Consider the following 16,353-nt stretch of genomic DNA (forward strand, 5'->3'; position numbering starts at 1 on the left):
GGGAATCTCGCCATGCCCAGTACATCTACCAACGTGAACGGCACTGCGGCCACTCAGTCACCCGCCGCGGGCACTCTCGGTGCGGGGCCGCATGATCGTTTTACCCAGCAGCGTGTGCCGTCGTGGTTGGCGGCCGCCAGTATCGAGCAGCGCCAAACATTGCGCGCAGCCATCGCACGCAGTGAGCGCAGCAAGCGTGAGGTACGCCAGGCGCTGGCCGGCTGGCAAGGGCTCAAGGCATTCGCCGAGCCTCTGTTGGCCGCCGCGCTGCTACGCGAATTCGGCTTCGTCCCCGACCTGGCATCCTCGATCTTTTTCCATGTGATTCGCAGTTCAAGGGCGGCGAGCAGCCGGCCGGGACCTATTCGCAAGGTGGTACGGCAAAGCTTGCTGCAGGCGGCAATGCAGAACTTCGGTGCGGATGAAACCTTCGACCACGGCACGGAGTTGCAGTCCGCCGATGGTCGTTCGATTGCCATTGGCCCCGATGCGTTCGCAAGGCTCTGTCGGGGCCTGGACCTGGGACTGCGCTATCAGGAACACCTGAAGCGGATCTTCGAGCCAGTCTCGCAGCCGGGTGATGGGGTGGATTCAGCCCAATCCAATTTGCGCGCCACCCTGATGCACTGTCAGCGCAATGCGCTGTTGGCCCAGGCCAACCTGGCACTGCTTCGGGGGCACCTTGACCAGAGTGCTCATGACCTGTTGGTGACAGCCCTGCATTTTCGCCCTGCCCAGGGCTTCAAGGCGTACTGGCTGAGCCTGTGGGGCCTGGCGCTCGACGAGGTGCTGCTGTTCGAGCTACCGGCGCCGGATGGCACCGAAGTCCAGCCTTGTCTGCTATACATCCCGGGCGACTCGCAGGGTACGTTCCATCAGTACACCTCGCGCAGTGCAGTCATGGAGGTATTGCGCGAGCGTCTGTGCAAGCGTCGCTATCAGTCGTTTTTCAGCCGTTTCGTTGGTCAGCGCAACCGACCGGCGTACTGGCACGAGGTCGAAAAAAGATTCAATGCCTTGCGCGTGACACATGGGAGCGTGATACAGCCCCTTGATGTCTCCAAAGTACGGCTGAACCTGGAGGCGCACCTGATCAGCGGCAACCTGTTGCGTCGTAATTACGACCGACATGTGTTGCGGATCAAGGACGACGCGCAGGTATTGGCGGTGCCGACCGCGCAGATCGACAGTCAGCAGCGCCTGGAGCGGGTGCAGCACTGGCTGGATATCGGCATGAACGTGCTCAATGCAGCCGCACTGTTCGTACCCACGCTCGGGTTGATCATGCTGCCGGTGGCCGGAGCGCAGTTGCTGGGCGATGTGTTTCATGGCATCGAAGCCTGGGAGGCCGATGAGACCGACCTGGCCCTCGAGTACCTGACGGGGGTGGCCCAGAACCTCACATTGCTGGTTGCACTGGGCGCTGTGCACGCCGAGCCCTCGGTCGTTGCCGCAGGACGCTTCGTCGGTAGGCTGGAAGCGGTGACCTTGCCCGATGGTCAAGTGCGCCTATGGAAGCCTGATCTTTCGTTGTACCGCAGTGATGTCTTGCGAACGCCTGCGCTCAGGCCCAATGCACTGGGCCAATATGAAGTGTCAGGCAAGACCTGCGTATCCATGGATGGCCATTTGTACGAGGCGGCATTCGACAGTCGCTTGAAAAAGTGGCGAATTCAGCACCCCACCGATCCGCAGGCTTACCAGCCGCTGCTGGAGCACAACGGTATGGGCGCCTGGCATTATGTGGGTGAAAAGCCGGCGCAGTGGCCAACGCTCAAACTGATACGGCGCCTGGGATATGGGTTCGACGACCTGCCCGATGACAGCCTGCTGGCGCTTTGGCGGGTCAGTGGCGTCAGCGAGGCGAGTCTGTCGCGCATCCACACCAGCGGTTTGCCCACACCCGCGATTTTGCTTGATGTGCTTGAGGCGTATCGGCCCGGGCAGCCATTACCGCACCTGCAGGCATCATCTCGGCAGGCGCGATTGAGCGGATTGCTGCAGCGTGACTTTCCCGGGTTGACCATCACCGGTGCCAATGAGCTGGTGGACCTCAGTCGATCGTCCGAACGCCTGCGAATGCTCAAGACCGGGCGCATTGCGTTGCGGCTGGGCGAAGGTGCGCGCGCTTACCTGCAACAGTCGCGGTTGAGCCAGGCACTGCTGGGTTTTTACTTCGATGAGCTGGTCAACATCGATACCCTTACCCTGGCCGTGCGCCAGCTCGAACAGCTGCCGGGCGGTACTCGGGATTGGCACATCGATCCGTCGGTCAGTCCGGGCGCGCAACAGCAAGGTCTGTTTTCACGGCTGGTCGAAGCCATGCCGGAGTCCCGGCGACAGTTGCTGAAGCTGGAGGAGGCCGATGCCGCTGCAACCTTGCGTCGGTTGCTCGCCGATAAACTTGTCGCGCGGCGCAGCGATGCCGCGAAGATGCTCGGCATGCAGCCCTTGCGGCCGGTTTTTCGCGCTTTGCAACGGTTGTCCGGTGGACGACTGGGCTACCCGCTGGGCGGTGTGGTCGGCCGGCCGTTGATCGATATGGACCTGCGCCTGCAAGCGTTGTTCCCCAGTTACAGTGTCGCACGGCTTCACGAGTTCAAGGCCGGGTTGAGCCTTGCGCGGATCCCGCTGGCGACCGAGGTCAGTCGTCTTGAGCAGCAGTTGCGCGAACTCAAGGGCAGCCTGTCCGCCTGGGTCGAGCAAAACGGCACGGATGCCGTTGCGCGACGATTGTTGGCCGACAAGCTTGTGGATTGCTGGCAACGAAACCCACTGCCCGGCGCACGGGCCTACGCCTATGAGGGCTATCGCCTGGACATTTCCGAGCTGGAGGTTGGTGCGCTGCCGCCTATTGGTGAAGGTTTCGAACATGTGACTGAACTGGCGCTCCATGACGTTGCTCTGGGTGACGACGGCGAGGCTTTCTTGCGCGGGTTCACAGGCGTTCGGGCACTGGTGCTGAACCAGACCGGCTTGACCACTATTCCCGAGGCAGTGCGCAACATGTCGCAGTTGCGCGAGCTGCTGCTGGCCGATAATCACATCCAGTTGACCACCGGCGCAGTTGCCAGCTTGCGTGACCTGCGCTTTCTGCACACGCTGGACCTGTCCGGAAATGGCCTTTCGGTGACGCTGGAAGTGCTTGAACAACTGGCGCTGCTCAGGCAATTGCGCTCGCTGAACCTGGCCGGCAACGCGAGCCTGTTTCCTGCCGGTGCCTTTGGGCCAATTGCCGAACTGACCCAATTGACCAAGCTCTACCTGTCGGGCAACTGGATCGTTCTGTTGCCAGCGGACGTGCAGGCCCTGGCCAGGTTGACCGAGCTTGAAATCCTCAGCCTGAATGACAATCCCCTGGGGCTGGCACCCGATGTCTCGCAAATGCGTCATCTGGTTCAACTCAGCCTGGAAAACACCGGGCTGACCCAGTGGCCTGCGGGCTTGGCCCATCTGGAAAGTCTCCACGCCGTCAACCTGAGTTTCAATCGGCTCGAGACGGTGCTGCCTGGCATGCAACGCATGTGGCATATCAACCTTGACGGTAACCCGCTTTCGGCTGAAGCGCTGCAGGACTTTGTCGCACGGGGCGGAAACTATCGCGCAGGACGCAGTGGTTCATCGGTTTCAAGCGCCGAGCAGGTTGCAGACATCAGCGAATGGCTGCAGGGCGCCACGGATGAGCAGCGTGAGCGTTGGCAAGAGATGCAGGAGCAGGAGAGCGCACAACCCTTTTTCCGGGTGCTTCAACGTTTGCGGGACACGGCCGAGCATGATCCAGGCTCCCTCGCGTCACGACAGCGGGTCTGGGGCCTGCTCGATGCCGCTGCCGACTCCCATGATTTGCGCGAGCGTCTGTATGCCCTGGCACGAGGGGAGGAGACCTGCGCCGATCGGGCCGCGCTGGTCTTCAGCCAGCTGGAAGTCGAGCGTCGGGTCTACGACCTGCGTCTGGAGGCATTGCCTATCGAGGAGCACAACGAGCGGATGGCCAACCTGGCCAGGCAGCTGTTTCGGCTCGATGAAGTCGACATCGCGGCCAGGCGGATAATCAACCAATGGCGCAGGGCGGCGTCTGGGGACAATGTCGACGACATCGAAGTGCTGCTGGCGTTTCGAATCGGCCTGGCGCGATCACTGGAGTTGCCCGATCAACCGGCCAATGCGCTGTACCTGGACCTGGCCGAGCAGGTAACCCCGGCAATGCTGGATGAAACGGCGCAACTGATCCGCTCAAGGGAGCAAACCACGGCTTTGCCCCAGTGGGGCGTCCAGCAGGACTTCTGGATCGAGTTTCTCAAGTCCCGCTATGCCGCTGATTTCGAGAAGGCGGCACAACCCTGGCATCTTGGTCTGGAATATCTGGACGCCTGCCTGGAGACTGCGAATGTTCTGCCCGCTAACGTTTCGCAGGAGGGCCTGGGCGTAGTGGCCGAGTCTCTGGAAATGCCCTTGGACTCACTTTACGCCAATGGTGCGGTGCAGAAGGTTGCTATCAATGATGACCAGTATCTCAGGGCCATCCATGCGCTCAATCATTCCCAACAGCGAAGTGAGCGCGAATTGATCGGGCGTTTGACGGAGCAGGTATTAAAAGTAACCGTCAATATCCCTGCTTGAGTTATGGACAATGCTGAACTTAACTGCAGAGCGTGACATGTGCATTCCCCAATAAGAAATCACAAGAGGCGATGCAATGGGAAACTCGACCAAGGCAAGGAAAAGCGACAGCACTGTTGATGCATGGGCAATTCTGTTTCTGATCATCCTGGCGGTATCGACTGCGGTGTACTGGGTCAGCCACCAGTAGCGGCTAAAGCATGCGCGCGACAACGGCACCGCCGGCAGGGAGACCTGCGGGCGGTTTGCCGTTCAGGCCACGACCAGATGCAACACCAGCTTCACCACGCCGATCAGTACCAGCACGAACAGCACAGTGAATAGCACACCCAGGGCAATGAAGTGGCCGGGCTTGCCGTGGGTGAAGTCGCGGGCGCGATTCCTGGCGCTTTGCACGCCGAAGGCGGCAGCGATGACGCTGTGCAGCATTTGCCAGAAGGTCGGTGGCTTGTGTTGAGCGGGGTCGTCCATGAGGGGCTCCTGATGGCTGGGGTGATGCCATCAGTGTAGGCCTTTGAAGGGCCTTTGGCCCTTATCGCGGGCAAGCCCGCTCCCACAGGTTTCGCACAACACCTACCCCTGTGGAAGCTGGCTTGCCAGCGATCGACCGCAAAGCAGTCGCAATCAGTTGTCATACCCCAGGTTAGGCGACAACCACCGCTCACTCACCGCCAGATCCTGGTGCTTGCGCCCCGAATAACTCTGCACCTGGTCCTTGTCGATCTTGCCCACGGCAAAGTACTGCGCCTGCGGATGGGCGAAATACCAGCCGCTCACAGCCGCCGCCGGGAACATGGCGTAATGCTCGGTCAGGGTCACGCCGCTCTGGCCATTGTCGTCCAACAATTCGAACAAGGTGCCTTTCTCGGTGTGATCAGGGCACGCCGGGTAACCCGGGGCAGGGCGGATCCCCATGTATTGTTCCTTGATCAGCGCGTCGTTATCCAGTTGCTCATCCTTGGCGTAACCCCAGTGCTCTTTACGCACCTGCTGGTGCAGCCACTCGGCGCAGGCTTCGGCCAGGCGGTCAGCCAGGGCCTTGACCATGATCGAGTTGTAGTCGTCGCCCTTGTCCTGGTAAGCCTTGGCCACTTCCTCGGCGCCGATGCCGGCGGTGGTGATGAAGCCACCGACATAGTCTGTCACGCCACTTTCCCTGGGCGCGACGAAGTCGGCCAGGGAGAAGTTCGGCTTGCCATCGGTCTTGATGGTCTGCTGGCGCAGGTGATGCAGACGCGCCAGGGGCTTGCCGTCATCGCCGTAGACTTCAATGTCGTCGTCCTGCACCTGGTTGGCCGGCCAGAAGCCGAAGGTGGCGCGGGCGCTGATCAGCTTCTCGTCGATCAGCTTGCGCAGAATTTCCTGGGCGTCGGCGTACAGCGCGGTGGCCGCTTCACCGACCACTTCGTCGGTGAGGATGCGCGGGAACTTGCCGGCCAGGTCCCAGGAGATGAAGAACGGCGTCCAGTCGATGTACTCGGCCAGAACGTTCAGGTCGATATTGTCCAGCACCTTGACCCCGGTGAAGGTCGGCTTGACCGGCTGGTAGCTGCTCCAGTCGAAGTTGGCCTTGGCCGCGATGGCTGCCGGGTAGCTCAGGCGCTCGGTGCGGGCGCTGCGGTTGGCGGTGCGTTCGCGCACTTCGATGTATTCCAGGCGGGTCTTCTCGACGAAGGCCGGCTTCAACTCCCTGGACAGCAGTTGCGTGGCCACGCCCACGGCGCGCGAGGCGTCGGTGACATAGATGACGGCGTCATTGCTGTACTTGGGCTCGATCTTCACCGCCGTGTGCGCCTTGGAGGTGGTCGCGCCGCCGATCATCAGCGGCAGGTGGAAGTTCTGGCGCTGCATCTCGCGAGCCACGTGGACCATCTCGTCGAGCGACGGGGTGATCAATCCGGACAGGCCGATGATGTCGCACTTCTGCTCGCGGGCGGTCTGCAGGATCTTCTCCGCCGGGACCATCACGCCCAGGTCGACGATGTCGTAGCCGTTACAGCCCAGGACGACGCCGACGATGTTCTTGCCGATGTCATGCACGTCGCCCTTGACCGTGGCCATGAGGATCTTGCCCTTGGCTTCGGGCTTGTCGCCTTTTTCCGCTTCGATGAACGGGATCAGGTGGGCTACCGCCTGCTTCATCACCCGTGCCGACTTGACCACCTGGGGCAGGAACATCTTGCCGGCGCCGAACAGGTCGCCGACCACGTTCATACCGCTCATCAACGGGCCTTCGATGACTTCGATGGGGCGCGCGCACTGCTGGCGGCACTCTTCGGTGTCTTCGACGATAAAGGCGGTGATGCCCTTGACCAGAGCATGCTCAAGGCGCTTGCCGACCGGCAGCGAGCGCCACTCTTCGTTTTCCACTTCCTTGACCGCGCCGCCACCCTTGTAGTCGTCGGCGATGGCCAGCAGGGCGTCGGTGCCTTCCGGGGTGCGGTTGAGCACCACGTCCTCGACCTTCTCGCGCAGGGTCTGCGGGATCTCGTCGTAGATCTCCAGCTGACCGGCGTTGACGATGCCCATGGTCAGGCCGTTCTGGATCGCGTGGTAGAGGAACACCGAGTGGATCGCTTCGCGCACCGGGTTGTTGCCACGGAAGGAGAACGACACGTTGGACACACCGCCAGAGGACAATGCGTAGGGCAGGTGATCGCGGATGTAGGCGCAGGCTTCTATGAAGTCCACGGCGTAGTTGTTGTGCTCTTCGATACCAGTGGCGACGGCGAAGATGTTCGGGTCGAAGATGATGTCTTCCGGCGGGAAGCCCACTTCATTGACCAGGATGTCGTAGCTGCGCTGGCAGATCTCGCGCTTGCGTGCGGCGGTGTCGGCCTGGCCGACTTCGTCGAAGGCCATCACCACCACGGCGGCGCCGTAGCGCTTGCACAGCTTGGCGTGATGCTTGAAGGCCTCGACGCCTTCCTTCATCGAGATCGAGTTGACGATGCCCTTGCCCTGGATGCATTTGAGGCCCGCTTCGATCACCTCCCACTTGGAGGAGTCGATCATGATCGGCACGCGCGAAATGTCCGGCTCACCGGCGATCAGGTTGAGGAACTTGACCATGGCCGCCTGGGAATCGAGCATCCCTTCGTCCATGTTGATGTCGATCACCTGGGCACCGGCCTCGACCTGCTGCAGGGCGACTTCCAGGGCCTCGGTGTAGTTTTCTTCGCGGATCAGCCGGGCGAACTTGGCGGAACCGGTGATGTTGGTGCGCTCGCCGACGTTGACGAACAGCGAGTTGCGATCGATGGTGAACGGCTCAAGGCCGGACAGGCGACAGGCTTTCGGAATGTCCGGGATGACCCGCGGCGGGTACTTGGCCACCGCTTCGGCAATGGCCTGGATATGGCCCGGGGTGGTACCGCAGCAACCGCCGATGATGTTGAGGAAGCCGCTGGCGGCGAACTCTTCGACCACCACGGCCATCTCCGCCGGGGTCTCGTCGTACTCGCCGAAGGCGTTCGGCAGGCCGGCGTTGGGGTGCGCCGAAACATGGGTGCCGGCCTTGGTCGACAGCTCTTCCAGGTAGGGGCGCAGGTCCTTGGCGCCGAGGGCACAGTTCAGGCCCACCGAGATCGGGTTGGCATGGCGCACCGAGTTCCAGAACGCTTCGGTGGTCTGCCCGGACAGGGTCCGGCCGGAGGCGTCGGTGATGGTGCCGGAGATCATGATCGGCAGTTCGACGCCGTCTTCCTCGAACACCTGCTGCACGGCGAAGATCGCTGCCTTGGCGTTGAGGGTGTCGAAGATGGTCTCGATCAGGATCAGGTCGGCACCGCCCTCGATCAGGCCACGGGTGGCCTCGACGTAGTTTTCCACCAGCAGGTCGAAGGTGACGTTGCGGTAGCCCGGGTCGTTGACGTCCGGGGAGATCGAGCAGGTGCGGCTGGTCGGGCCCAGTACGCCGGCAACGAAGCGCGGCTTGTCGGGGGTTTCCAGGGTCTTGGCGTCGCACACCTGGCGGGCGATGCGTGCACCTTCCACGTTCAGCTCATAGACCAGCGCTTCCATGCCGTAGTCGGCCTGGGAAATCTGGGTGGCGTTGAAGGTGTTGGTTTCGAGAATGTCGGCGCCGGCGTCCAGGTAGGCTTTCTCGATGGCCGCGATGACGTCCGGGCGCGACAGCAGCAACAGGTCGTTGTTGCCCTTGACGTCGCTCGGCCAGTCGGCGAAACGCGTGCCACGATAGTCGTGTTCCTCCAGGCGGTAGCTTTGGATCATAGTACCCATGCCGCCATCGAGTATCAGAATGCGCTCTTTGAGGGCTTGCTGAAGTGCTTGGAGACGAGCGCTGCGGTCAGACATAGGACTACCTGATAGGGCGAATGCAAAAGATGCCGAATCATAACAAACCTGCGCGGTATTTAAGCATGCATACCCTTTTCATGAATTTCGCTCAAGTTGAAGGGTGTCGCCCACGGGTAGAATCGTCGAGCTTTTAAATTTCAGGACACCGGCACATGCTCCATCGCTTCCTTGCCAGCGCCTTCGCACTGCTTGTTTGCAGTTCGGCGCTTGGGCAAGCCCCTCTTGCAAGTCCCGCTATTTCCTATACCCGGGATATTCAACCGATCCTGACGGAGAAGTGCGTAGCCTGCCATGCCTGCAACGACGCCGCCTGCCAGCTCAACCTGGGCAGCGGCGAAGGCGCGGCGCGAGGTGCTTCGAAAATCCCGGTGTATGACGGCGGTCGCAGTGTGGCCGAGGCGCCGACCCGGTTGTTCTACGACGCCCACGGCAGCGCCGCCTGGCGTCAAAAGGGTTTCTACTCGGTGCTCGACGCCCAAGGCAGCCAGGCGGCCCTGATGGCGCGCATGCTCGAGCTGGGCCATACCACCCCCGTGCAACCCAATGCCAAGCTGCCCGAAGAGATCGTGCTGGGGCTGAACCGCAACAATACCTGCCCGCTACCGGTTGAGTTCGAGGGGTATGCCAGGTCGCATCCCAAAGAGGGCATGCCCCTGGCCGTCACCGGCCTGACCGATGGCCAGTATCAGACCCTGCAACGTTGGCTGGCCGCCGGTGCTCCGGTCGATCAGAACGCCATCATGCCCAGCGCCAAAGAGGCCGCGCAGATCAGCGAGTGGGAAGCCTTGTTCAATCGCCCGGGCTCCACCGAGGCGCTGGTGGCGCGCTGGTTGTACGAGCATCTGTTCCTGGCGCACATCTATTTCAGCGGGGGAGAGCCGGGGCACTACTTCCAGTGGGTTCGCTCGCGCACGCCCAGCGGCCAGCCGATCGACCTGATCGCCAGCCGCCGGCCCAATGACGAGCCGGGCACGGTGTTCTATTACCGCTTGATGCCGGTGCAGGGCGTGATCGTGCACAAGACCCACATCACGTACCCCATGGGGCCGAACAAGCTCAAGCGCGTGGAGCAACTGTTCTATAGCGGCAACTGGCATGCCAGCGCATTGCCGGGGTACGGTCCGCGCCATCGGGCTAACCCGTTCGAAACCTTCGAGGCGATTCCGGCGGTTGCGCGATACCAGTTCATGCTCGATAACGCCGAGTATTTCGTGCGCACCTTCATTCGCGGGCCGGTGTGTCGTGGCCAGATTGCCACCGATGTCATCCGCGACAACTTCTGGGCGCTGTTCCAGGAACCGGCCCATGATCGCTACATCACCGATGCCCACTACCGGGGCCAGGCCACGCCATTGCTGGCCATGCCCGGGCAGATCGATAATGTCGGCAGCGTACTGACCCTGTGGCATGAGTACCGCGACAAGCGCAACGACTATGAAATCCTGCGCCGCGAAGCTTATGCCCAGATGCCGCCGCCGAGCTGGTCGGCCCTCTGGGCCGGCAACGACAACGCCTTGCTGACGATCTTCCGGCATTTTGACAGTGCATCGGTGAGCAAGGGGCTGGTGGGCGACGTGCCGAAGACGATGTGGCTGTTCGACTACCCGTTGTTCGAGCGCACCTATTATCAGTTGGCCGTCAACTTCGACGTGTTCGGCAACGTCTCGCACCAGGCACAGACGCGCTTGTATTTCGACCTGATCCGCAATGGCGCCGAGGTCAACTTCCTGCGCCTGATGCCGGCCGATCAGCGCAGCCGGATCCTCGGCGACTGGTATCAGAACAGCGGCAAGATCAAGATGTGGATGGACTATGAAAGCATCGATACCGACACGCCCACTGGCCTGAAGCTCGACCCGAACGACCCCAAGCGCGATTTCGCGCTCAAACTCATCGAGCGTGCCGGCACCCTCAACGCCAGGCCCGACCCGATCAACCGCTGCCAGGGGGCTTATTGCTCGCGGCCCGGTATTGGCGAGGAGTTCCGGGATGTGGAGCAGGCGCTCAGCCGCCTGGCTTCACGCCCGGCTGCCGGACTCAAGGTCATCGACCAATTGCCGGAGGCAAACATGCTGCGCATCGAAGGCAGTAACGGCAAGCGCGTGGTCTACAGCTTGCTGCGCAACCGGGCCCACAGTAACGTGGCATTCATGCTCGGTGAGGCCTATCGCTATCAGCCGGGGCTCGATACCTTGACCATTTACCCCGGGGTGATGAGCAGCTATCCGAATTTCATGTTCAATATCCCTGCCAGCGATGTGCCGGAGTTCGTCGAGGACATGGAACTGGCCAAGACCCCGGAAAACTTCGAGCGCATCGTCATGCGCTGGGGCGTGCGTCGCAGTCATCCGCAGTTCTGGCAGTATTTCCATGACTTGAACAGCTACATTCGTGAAACCGAGCCGGTGGAGGCGGGCGTGCTGGACATGAATCGCTATGAAAACCTTTGACTCCAACTCGTTCCCACGCTCTGCGTGGGAATGCTTTACCAGACGCTCCAGCGTCGACGCAGAGCGTCTCAGGATGCATTCCCACGCAGAGCGTGGGAACGAGGAGCGGTCTGTCAATATCCCGACAAAAACACTAGGACTTTTTCGAGCGCCCCGTTTGGCGTAAACTGCCCGCAAGTCTGTGAGGAACTTCCATGAGCGCCATTACTATTACCGACGCCGCGCACGATTATCTGGCTGATCTGCTCTCCAAGCAGAACACCCCGGGCATTGGCATACGCGTATTCATCACCCAGCCTGGCACCCAGTATGCCGAGACCTGCATTGCCTACTGCAAGCCGGGCGAAGAAAAGCCCGAAGACACCGCGCTGGGGCTGAAAAGCTTCACCGCCTGGATCGACGGCGTCAGCGAAGCGTTTCTCGAAGACGCGGTCGTCGACTACGCCACCGATCGTATGGGTGGGCAACTGACCATCAAGGCACCGAATGCAAAAGTGCCGATGGTCAATGCCGACAGCCCGATCAACGAGCGCATCAATTACTACCTGCAAACCGAGATCAACCCGGGGCTGGCCAGCCACGGCGGTCAGGTGAGCCTGATCGAAGTGGTCGAAGACGGCATTGCCGTATTGCAGTTCGGCGGTGGTTGCCAGGGCTGCGGCCAGGCCGACGTGACCCTGAAGGAAGGCATCGAGCGCACCTTGCTCGAACGCATCCCCGAGCTCAAGGGCGTGCGTGACGTGACCGACCACTCGCAGAAAGAAAACGCCTATTACTAAGGCGTTCGCTGCAGATAGAAAAAACGGCGCCCCGTGAGCGCCGTTTTTTTATCCTGAGCTTATTTTTACGAACTCAGGCCGAGGTCCGGGCGCAGCCTTGTGCCTTGACGATGCGCAGGGTCGAAGCCGGATTTTTCAGCAATGCAGTGCCGACCCGCGGTGGTCGGGGCATCAATTCCCCCGCACAATTCGGACAGCGGCCAACCAGCCAGTTCTCGCTGCACTCACGGCAAAAGGTGCATTCGTACGAACAGATAAAAGCATCCTGACTGTCACCCGGCAGATCCGCGCCGCAGCATTCGCAAAATGGGCGTAGTTCGAGCATGGTCTTCTCCTTCATTGCAGCGATGAGTGGCTGCCGAAGCGTTCGGCATAGGCTTGCGGGCTGACGCCCAGGTTTTTCTGGAAGGTGCGCCGCAGGTTTTCCGGGTGGCCGAAACCACACTGCCGGGCGATGCGCCCGATGGAGGCCTGGCCGCTTTGCAGCAGCGCCCGAGCGGCTTCCAGGCGCACGCGTTCGATATGCCGGCCGGGCGTGACGCCCACTTCGCTGAGGAACACCCGATATAAGGTACGCGGCGCCATCCCGGCCTGGGTGGCGAGGGTCTCCAGTGTCAGGCTTTCATGCAGGTGCGCGGGAATCCATTCCAGCAGGTTGCTCAGGCGTGGCGCACGGCTGGCCTGGGGTGCCAGGCAGGCACTGAACTGGGTCTGGCCGCCCGGGCGCTTGAGGAACATGACCAGGCGGCGGGCCACGGCCAGGGCCAGCTCACGGCCAAGGTCGGCCTCGACCAGAGCCAGGGCCAGGTCGATGCCGGCGGTCACCCCCGCCGAAGTGAAAAGATGAGCATTGCCGTTGCGGTTATCGGGGTCATAGGTATGCAAACGATCTGGTTGCACGTCGATGGCGCTGTAACGGCTCAAGGCTTCGATGTCGTCCCAGTGCGTGGTGGCGATCAGGCCGTCGAGCAAGCCGGCGCTGGCCAGGATCAGGGCGCCGGAACAGACCGAGCCGAGGCGGCGGATGCGTGGCTGGCTGGCCTGCAGCCATGTACGCAGGGCAATGTTTTCGCATTGGGCGTGCATGTTGCTGCCGCCGGGAATCAGCAGGGTATCGAGTTGCCCGGGGTCGATATCACGCCAGGCCTGATCGGCATGCAGGCGCAACCCTGCGGAAGTTGCCACGGGGCCTGCGCTGTCGGCCAGAATCAGCAGTTCATAGGCCGCCGGTTGGCCGATTCGCGACAGTTCCACATTGGCGCTGGCAAAGACCTGCATGGGCCCGGTTACATCCAGGCTCATCACGTCGGGGAAGATCAGGCAGGCAATGCGCCGAAGGGAGTGCATAGACACCTCAAGGTCGTTGAAGTGTCAGTGTGCGTTTTCAGCGTTATGGCGGCAATGACAATAACCCCACAGATCCTGCCACTCAGGGGCGATACAAGTGGGCGTGGCTGGCGCGGTACAGGGCCGACTCGGAGAACGTGTCATTGGCCAGCACCCGGCCGACCAGAATCAGTGCCGTGCGGCGAAAGCCCTTGCCCTGCACCTTGTCGAGAATGTCGTCGAGGGTCCCGGTGACCCAGTCCTGGTCCGGCCAGGTGGCGCGGTGGACCACGGCGATCGGGCAGTCGCCGCCATAGTGCGGGCGCAGTTCCTCGAGGATTTTCTCGAGGTGCTGGACGCCCAGGTGGATGGCCATGGTCGAGCCATGCCGGGCCAGGCTGGCCAGTTCCTCGCCTCTGGGCATTGGCGACTTGTCGGCATAACGGGTCAGGATCACGCTCTGGGAGATCGCCGGTAGCGTCAACTCGACGCCCAGCAGGGCGGCACTGGCTGCCGTGGCGGTTACGCCGGGGATGATCTGGTAAGGAATATCCAGCTCGCGCAAATAGCGGATCTGTTCGCCGATGGCGCCGTACAGGCTCGGGTCGCCGGAGTGCACGCGTGCCACGTCCTGGCCTTTTGCGTGGGCGGCCTCGATGATTTCGATGATCTGCTGCAAGTGCAATTCGGCGCTGTTGACCAGCACCTTGGCGCAATGGCCTTCAAGCACGGCCGCCGGTACCAGGGAGCCGGCGTAAATGATCACCGGGCAAGTGCGAATCAACCGTTGGCCCTTGACCGTGATCAACTCGGGGTCACCGGGGCCAGCGCCGATAAAGAAGACCGTCATGGAAGGTTCCTGAAAAAAGTCTGGAGACGCGTTGTGCTTGAATAAAATTCAAGTAGCCAGCGCAGGGCAGGGGCGGATTATCGAATATTTTGCCCTGGGGTGGCCAATGCCAGGGTGGCATGTGCGGATGTGCGGCGTGGTGCCGTCAGCTCGGCGGGGGGACCACCGAGCTGTTCGGCCAGCGCCAGCGCGGCGCTTTCCGCGACGCCGAAGCACCCGGTATGGCGATGGGCGAGGGCGGAGCGGTGGCTGAGTCGGGGTTCGAAGCGGGCCAGTTCGGCGGCGCTGAAAAACACCAGGGGCACATGGAGTTGTGCCGCCAATTCCTGCAATCCGGGCTCATTGCGTTTGAGCTCGATGCTGGCAAGCCCCGTCAGCGCCGAACGCGGCAGGTGGTGTTCCTGCAGCGTCCGGTCGAGCAGGGCGCCCAGCTCGCTGGCGGGGCAACCCTGTTGACAGCCGAAACCGGCCACGACGGCCTTGTGCATCAGGCCTGGCTTTTACGGCGGAACAACCAGGCGCTGATCAGGCCCAGGGCAACCCAGAACAAGGCATTGGTCACCAACGAAGCGATCTTGAACTGGGATTCCAGTGCTTCAGGCGCCAGACTTTCATGCACTTCGGGCTGTGGTGCGCCGATGACGTGTGGCACCACCAGGATGGCTGCACCCAGAACCTTCAGCAGCCCGTTCTTGCCGAACACGATCAGTGCCAGGCCCACGGCAGTGGAGGCGGCGGTACCGACCCACCAGGTTTGACGTTGCGCCAGGTCTGCGGCGGCGGTGCCCGGCAGCTCCGGTGGCAGGCCCAGGGTCGGCGCCAGGCAGAACACGGCAAAGCCGGCCAACCCCCACAACACGCCTTCGGAAGTGCGGCCCGGTGCGCGCAGGGTATAGAGCGCGGCCAGCATCAGGGCAAAGCCGACGGCGACCACCAGGTTGCCACCGGTGGTGGACAGCACGCGCTGCCAACCGTCTTCCGGCGACCAGGCTTCGGCGTCGTGGGTGTGGCCGGCAGCGCCGTCGGCATGTTCGTGGGTTTCGACAGCGGGCGCCACATGTTCATAGGTTTCCGCTTCGAGAATCAGCGGGGCGACCCAGAAGCTTTGCAGCAGGGTCAGAAACAGGGCCGCGAGCAGGCCGGTGAAGCCGGCGGTACGGGCGATGCGCTTGATCATGTCGGTTCTCAATGGCACGGGAAGGCTGAGCTGTGACGGGTGTCATGCGCGGCGTTGTGGACGGCTTCGATGTGCGAGAACCCGGCGAAGTAGACCAGGCAGGCGCCGAGGATGGCGGCGCTGATGGCGACGACCAGGCGTTGGGTCTGGGTGGATGTGACGACGCTTGAGTGGCTGGCGGTAGTGATCGGCATGGCGCTTCCCTCTGTGGTAATCGAGGCAGGCATGCGCGAAGAACCCCTGCGTGCAAGCACGCAAGGGTATCAACAGCGCCCGCCCACCGCGGGTTTGTCAGGTCTGTCTTGGGCCGGTCTCCGGGCTTGCGAGGGGCTTGTGCGATGCTCAAGCCTGCAAGAATCGCCTTCCCATGCCGGACTGCTGGCACAGTGGATCTGATTCTTCTCTCGCTTACCGTTGCGGGGGCAGCGCCGGACTTGTCAGGGAGTGTAGTAGCTCCTGACGCACCGGTTTCCCGTTTCACCCTGTGAAGGGCACCCAAACGAATCTGCGTAGGAGAGCATGGGGGGGTAGTGGTCGTCAAATGGCTTTGGGGTTTGTGGGCATATCCGGAATAGGTGTTGTCTGGGCTTATGGTTCCGCCCTTACGGCGGGGCACTTTTTTCAGGCGAAAAAAAAGTAACCAAAAATTCTCGCCCCGCCGTTGGCCCCTCGCTGCGCTACGGGTCCCCTCCTTACGGCGCTGTTACGCAGGCTCGCGGCCCAGGGGTGCTGCGCAACCCCACAGCCCGCCACCCCCGCCGCGCCCCGGGGGGCGGCGCACCCCCCCCTTCCCCCCGCCCCCCCCCGGCCCCCCCGCCGGGGCGGGGGGGG

General features: G+C 62.2%; 11 protein-coding genes and 1 riboswitch. Of the genes, 3 read left to right on the top strand and 8 right to left on the bottom strand.

Features of this window, described 5'->3' with window-relative positions; genetic code table 11:
- Positions 1-12: 12 nt before the first annotated feature.
- Positions 13-4,620: an NEL-type E3 ubiquitin ligase domain-containing protein gene (locus F2S13_RS17490; RefSeq protein ID WP_166363063.1), complete on the top strand. Its 4,608-nt coding sequence runs from the start codon at positions 13-15 to the stop codon at positions 4,618-4,620.
- A 252-nt stretch (positions 4,621-4,872) separates the two neighbouring features.
- On the opposite strand, the gene F2S13_RS17495 is transcribed toward F2S13_RS17490, so the two are convergent.
- Together F2S13_RS17495 and metH are read right to left on the bottom strand one after the other, a co-directional pair.
- Entirely contained in the window at positions 4,873-5,091 is a 219-nt protein-coding gene (locus tag F2S13_RS17495) for a DUF2970 domain-containing protein (RefSeq protein ID WP_166363065.1), read from the bottom strand.
- Between the two features lie 153 nt (positions 5,092-5,244).
- Positions 5,245-8,937, bottom strand: a complete 3,693-nt coding sequence (gene metH / locus F2S13_RS17500) for a methionine synthase (protein WP_166363067.1) — start codon at positions 8,935-8,937, stop codon at positions 5,245-5,247.
- A 155-nt stretch (positions 8,938-9,092) separates the two neighbouring features.
- Between metH and F2S13_RS17505 the strand changes: the two genes are divergently transcribed.
- Together F2S13_RS17505 and nfuA are read left to right on the top strand one after the other, a co-directional pair.
- Positions 9,093-11,390 (top strand): fatty acid cis/trans isomerase, encoded by a 2,298-nt coding sequence (locus F2S13_RS17505; protein WP_166363069.1) that lies wholly within the window; start codon positions 9,093-9,095, stop codon positions 11,388-11,390.
- A gap of 194 nt (positions 11,391-11,584) precedes the next feature.
- Positions 11,585-12,169 carry a Fe-S biogenesis protein NfuA gene (nfuA, locus tag F2S13_RS17510; RefSeq protein WP_166363071.1) on the top strand — a complete coding sequence of 195 codons (585 nt, stop codon included), beginning with the start codon at positions 11,585-11,587 and terminating at the stop codon, positions 12,167-12,169.
- 73 nt (positions 12,170-12,242) lie between these two features.
- Here nfuA and F2S13_RS17515 read toward each other — a convergent pair whose 3' ends face one another.
- From F2S13_RS17515 to F2S13_RS17540, 6 genes are all read right to left on the bottom strand, one after another.
- On the bottom strand, positions 12,243-12,494 hold the full coding sequence (locus tag F2S13_RS17515; RefSeq protein ID WP_166363073.1) for a DUF1272 domain-containing protein: 252 nt from the start codon (positions 12,492-12,494) through the stop codon (positions 12,243-12,245).
- Positions 12,495-12,505: 11 nt separating this feature from the next.
- Entirely contained in the window at positions 12,506-13,516 is a 1,011-nt protein-coding gene (locus tag F2S13_RS17520; RefSeq protein ID WP_166363075.1) for a GlxA family transcriptional regulator, read from the bottom strand.
- Between the two features lie 82 nt (positions 13,517-13,598).
- Positions 13,599-14,345 (bottom strand): precorrin-4 C(11)-methyltransferase, encoded by a 747-nt coding sequence (gene cobM, locus F2S13_RS17525; protein ID WP_166363077.1) that lies wholly within the window; start codon positions 14,343-14,345, stop codon positions 13,599-13,601.
- Positions 14,346-14,422: 77 nt separating this feature from the next.
- The gene (locus F2S13_RS17530) at positions 14,423-14,833 is read right to left on the bottom strand and encodes a cobalamin biosynthesis protein (protein WP_166363079.1); all 411 of its coding nucleotides are present in this window, start codon (positions 14,831-14,833) and stop codon (positions 14,423-14,425) included.
- Positions 14,833-15,522 (bottom strand): CbtA family protein, encoded by a 690-nt coding sequence (locus F2S13_RS17535; protein ID WP_166363081.1) that lies wholly within the window; start codon positions 15,520-15,522, stop codon positions 14,833-14,835. The genes F2S13_RS17530 and F2S13_RS17535 overlap by 1 nt, the downstream gene beginning before the upstream one ends.
- Positions 15,523-15,530: 8 nt before the next feature.
- Positions 15,531-15,716, bottom strand: coding sequence for a CbtB domain-containing protein (locus F2S13_RS17540; RefSeq protein ID WP_166363083.1), 186 nt, complete (start codon positions 15,714-15,716; stop codon positions 15,531-15,533).
- Between the two features lie 94 nt (positions 15,717-15,810).
- Positions 15,811-16,036: riboswitch (cobalamin riboswitch) on the bottom strand.
- Positions 16,037-16,353: the final 317 nt, after the last annotated feature.

The sequence above is a fragment of the Pseudomonas akapageensis genome (genome assembly GCF_011355085.1).
Taxonomy (GTDB): domain Bacteria; phylum Pseudomonadota; class Gammaproteobacteria; order Pseudomonadales; family Pseudomonadaceae; genus Aquipseudomonas; species Aquipseudomonas akapageensis.

Excerpts from the sequence above, each read along its gene's own strand:
- F2S13_RS17540 (WP_166363083.1), bottom strand. The coding sequence starts at position 15,716 with ATGCCGATCACTACCGCCAGCCACTCAAGCGTCGTCACATCCACCCAG.
- nfuA (WP_166363071.1), top strand. The coding sequence starts at position 11,585 with ATGAGCGCCATTACTATTACCGACGCCGCGCACGATTATCTGGCTGAT.
- F2S13_RS17505 (WP_166363069.1), top strand. The coding sequence starts at position 9,093 with ATGCTCCATCGCTTCCTTGCCAGCGCCTTCGCACTGCTTGTTTGCAGT.
- F2S13_RS17535 (WP_166363081.1), bottom strand. The coding sequence starts at position 15,522 with ATGATCAAGCGCATCGCCCGTACCGCCGGCTTCACCGGCCTGCTCGCG.
- F2S13_RS17530 (WP_166363079.1), bottom strand. The coding sequence starts at position 14,833 with ATGCACAAGGCCGTCGTGGCCGGTTTCGGCTGTCAACAGGGTTGCCCC.
- F2S13_RS17495 (WP_166363065.1), bottom strand. The coding sequence starts at position 5,091 with ATGGACGACCCCGCTCAACACAAGCCACCGACCTTCTGGCAAATGCTG.
- metH (WP_166363067.1), bottom strand. The coding sequence starts at position 8,937 with ATGTCTGACCGCAGCGCTCGTCTCCAAGCACTTCAGCAAGCCCTCAAA.
- cobM (WP_166363077.1), bottom strand. The coding sequence starts at position 14,345 with ATGACGGTCTTCTTTATCGGCGCTGGCCCCGGTGACCCCGAGTTGATC.
- F2S13_RS17520 (WP_166363075.1), bottom strand. The coding sequence starts at position 13,516 with ATGCACTCCCTTCGGCGCATTGCCTGCCTGATCTTCCCCGACGTGATG.
- F2S13_RS17490 (WP_166363063.1), top strand. The coding sequence starts at position 13 with ATGCCCAGTACATCTACCAACGTGAACGGCACTGCGGCCACTCAGTCA.
- F2S13_RS17515 (WP_166363073.1), bottom strand. The coding sequence starts at position 12,494 with ATGCTCGAACTACGCCCATTTTGCGAATGCTGCGGCGCGGATCTGCCG.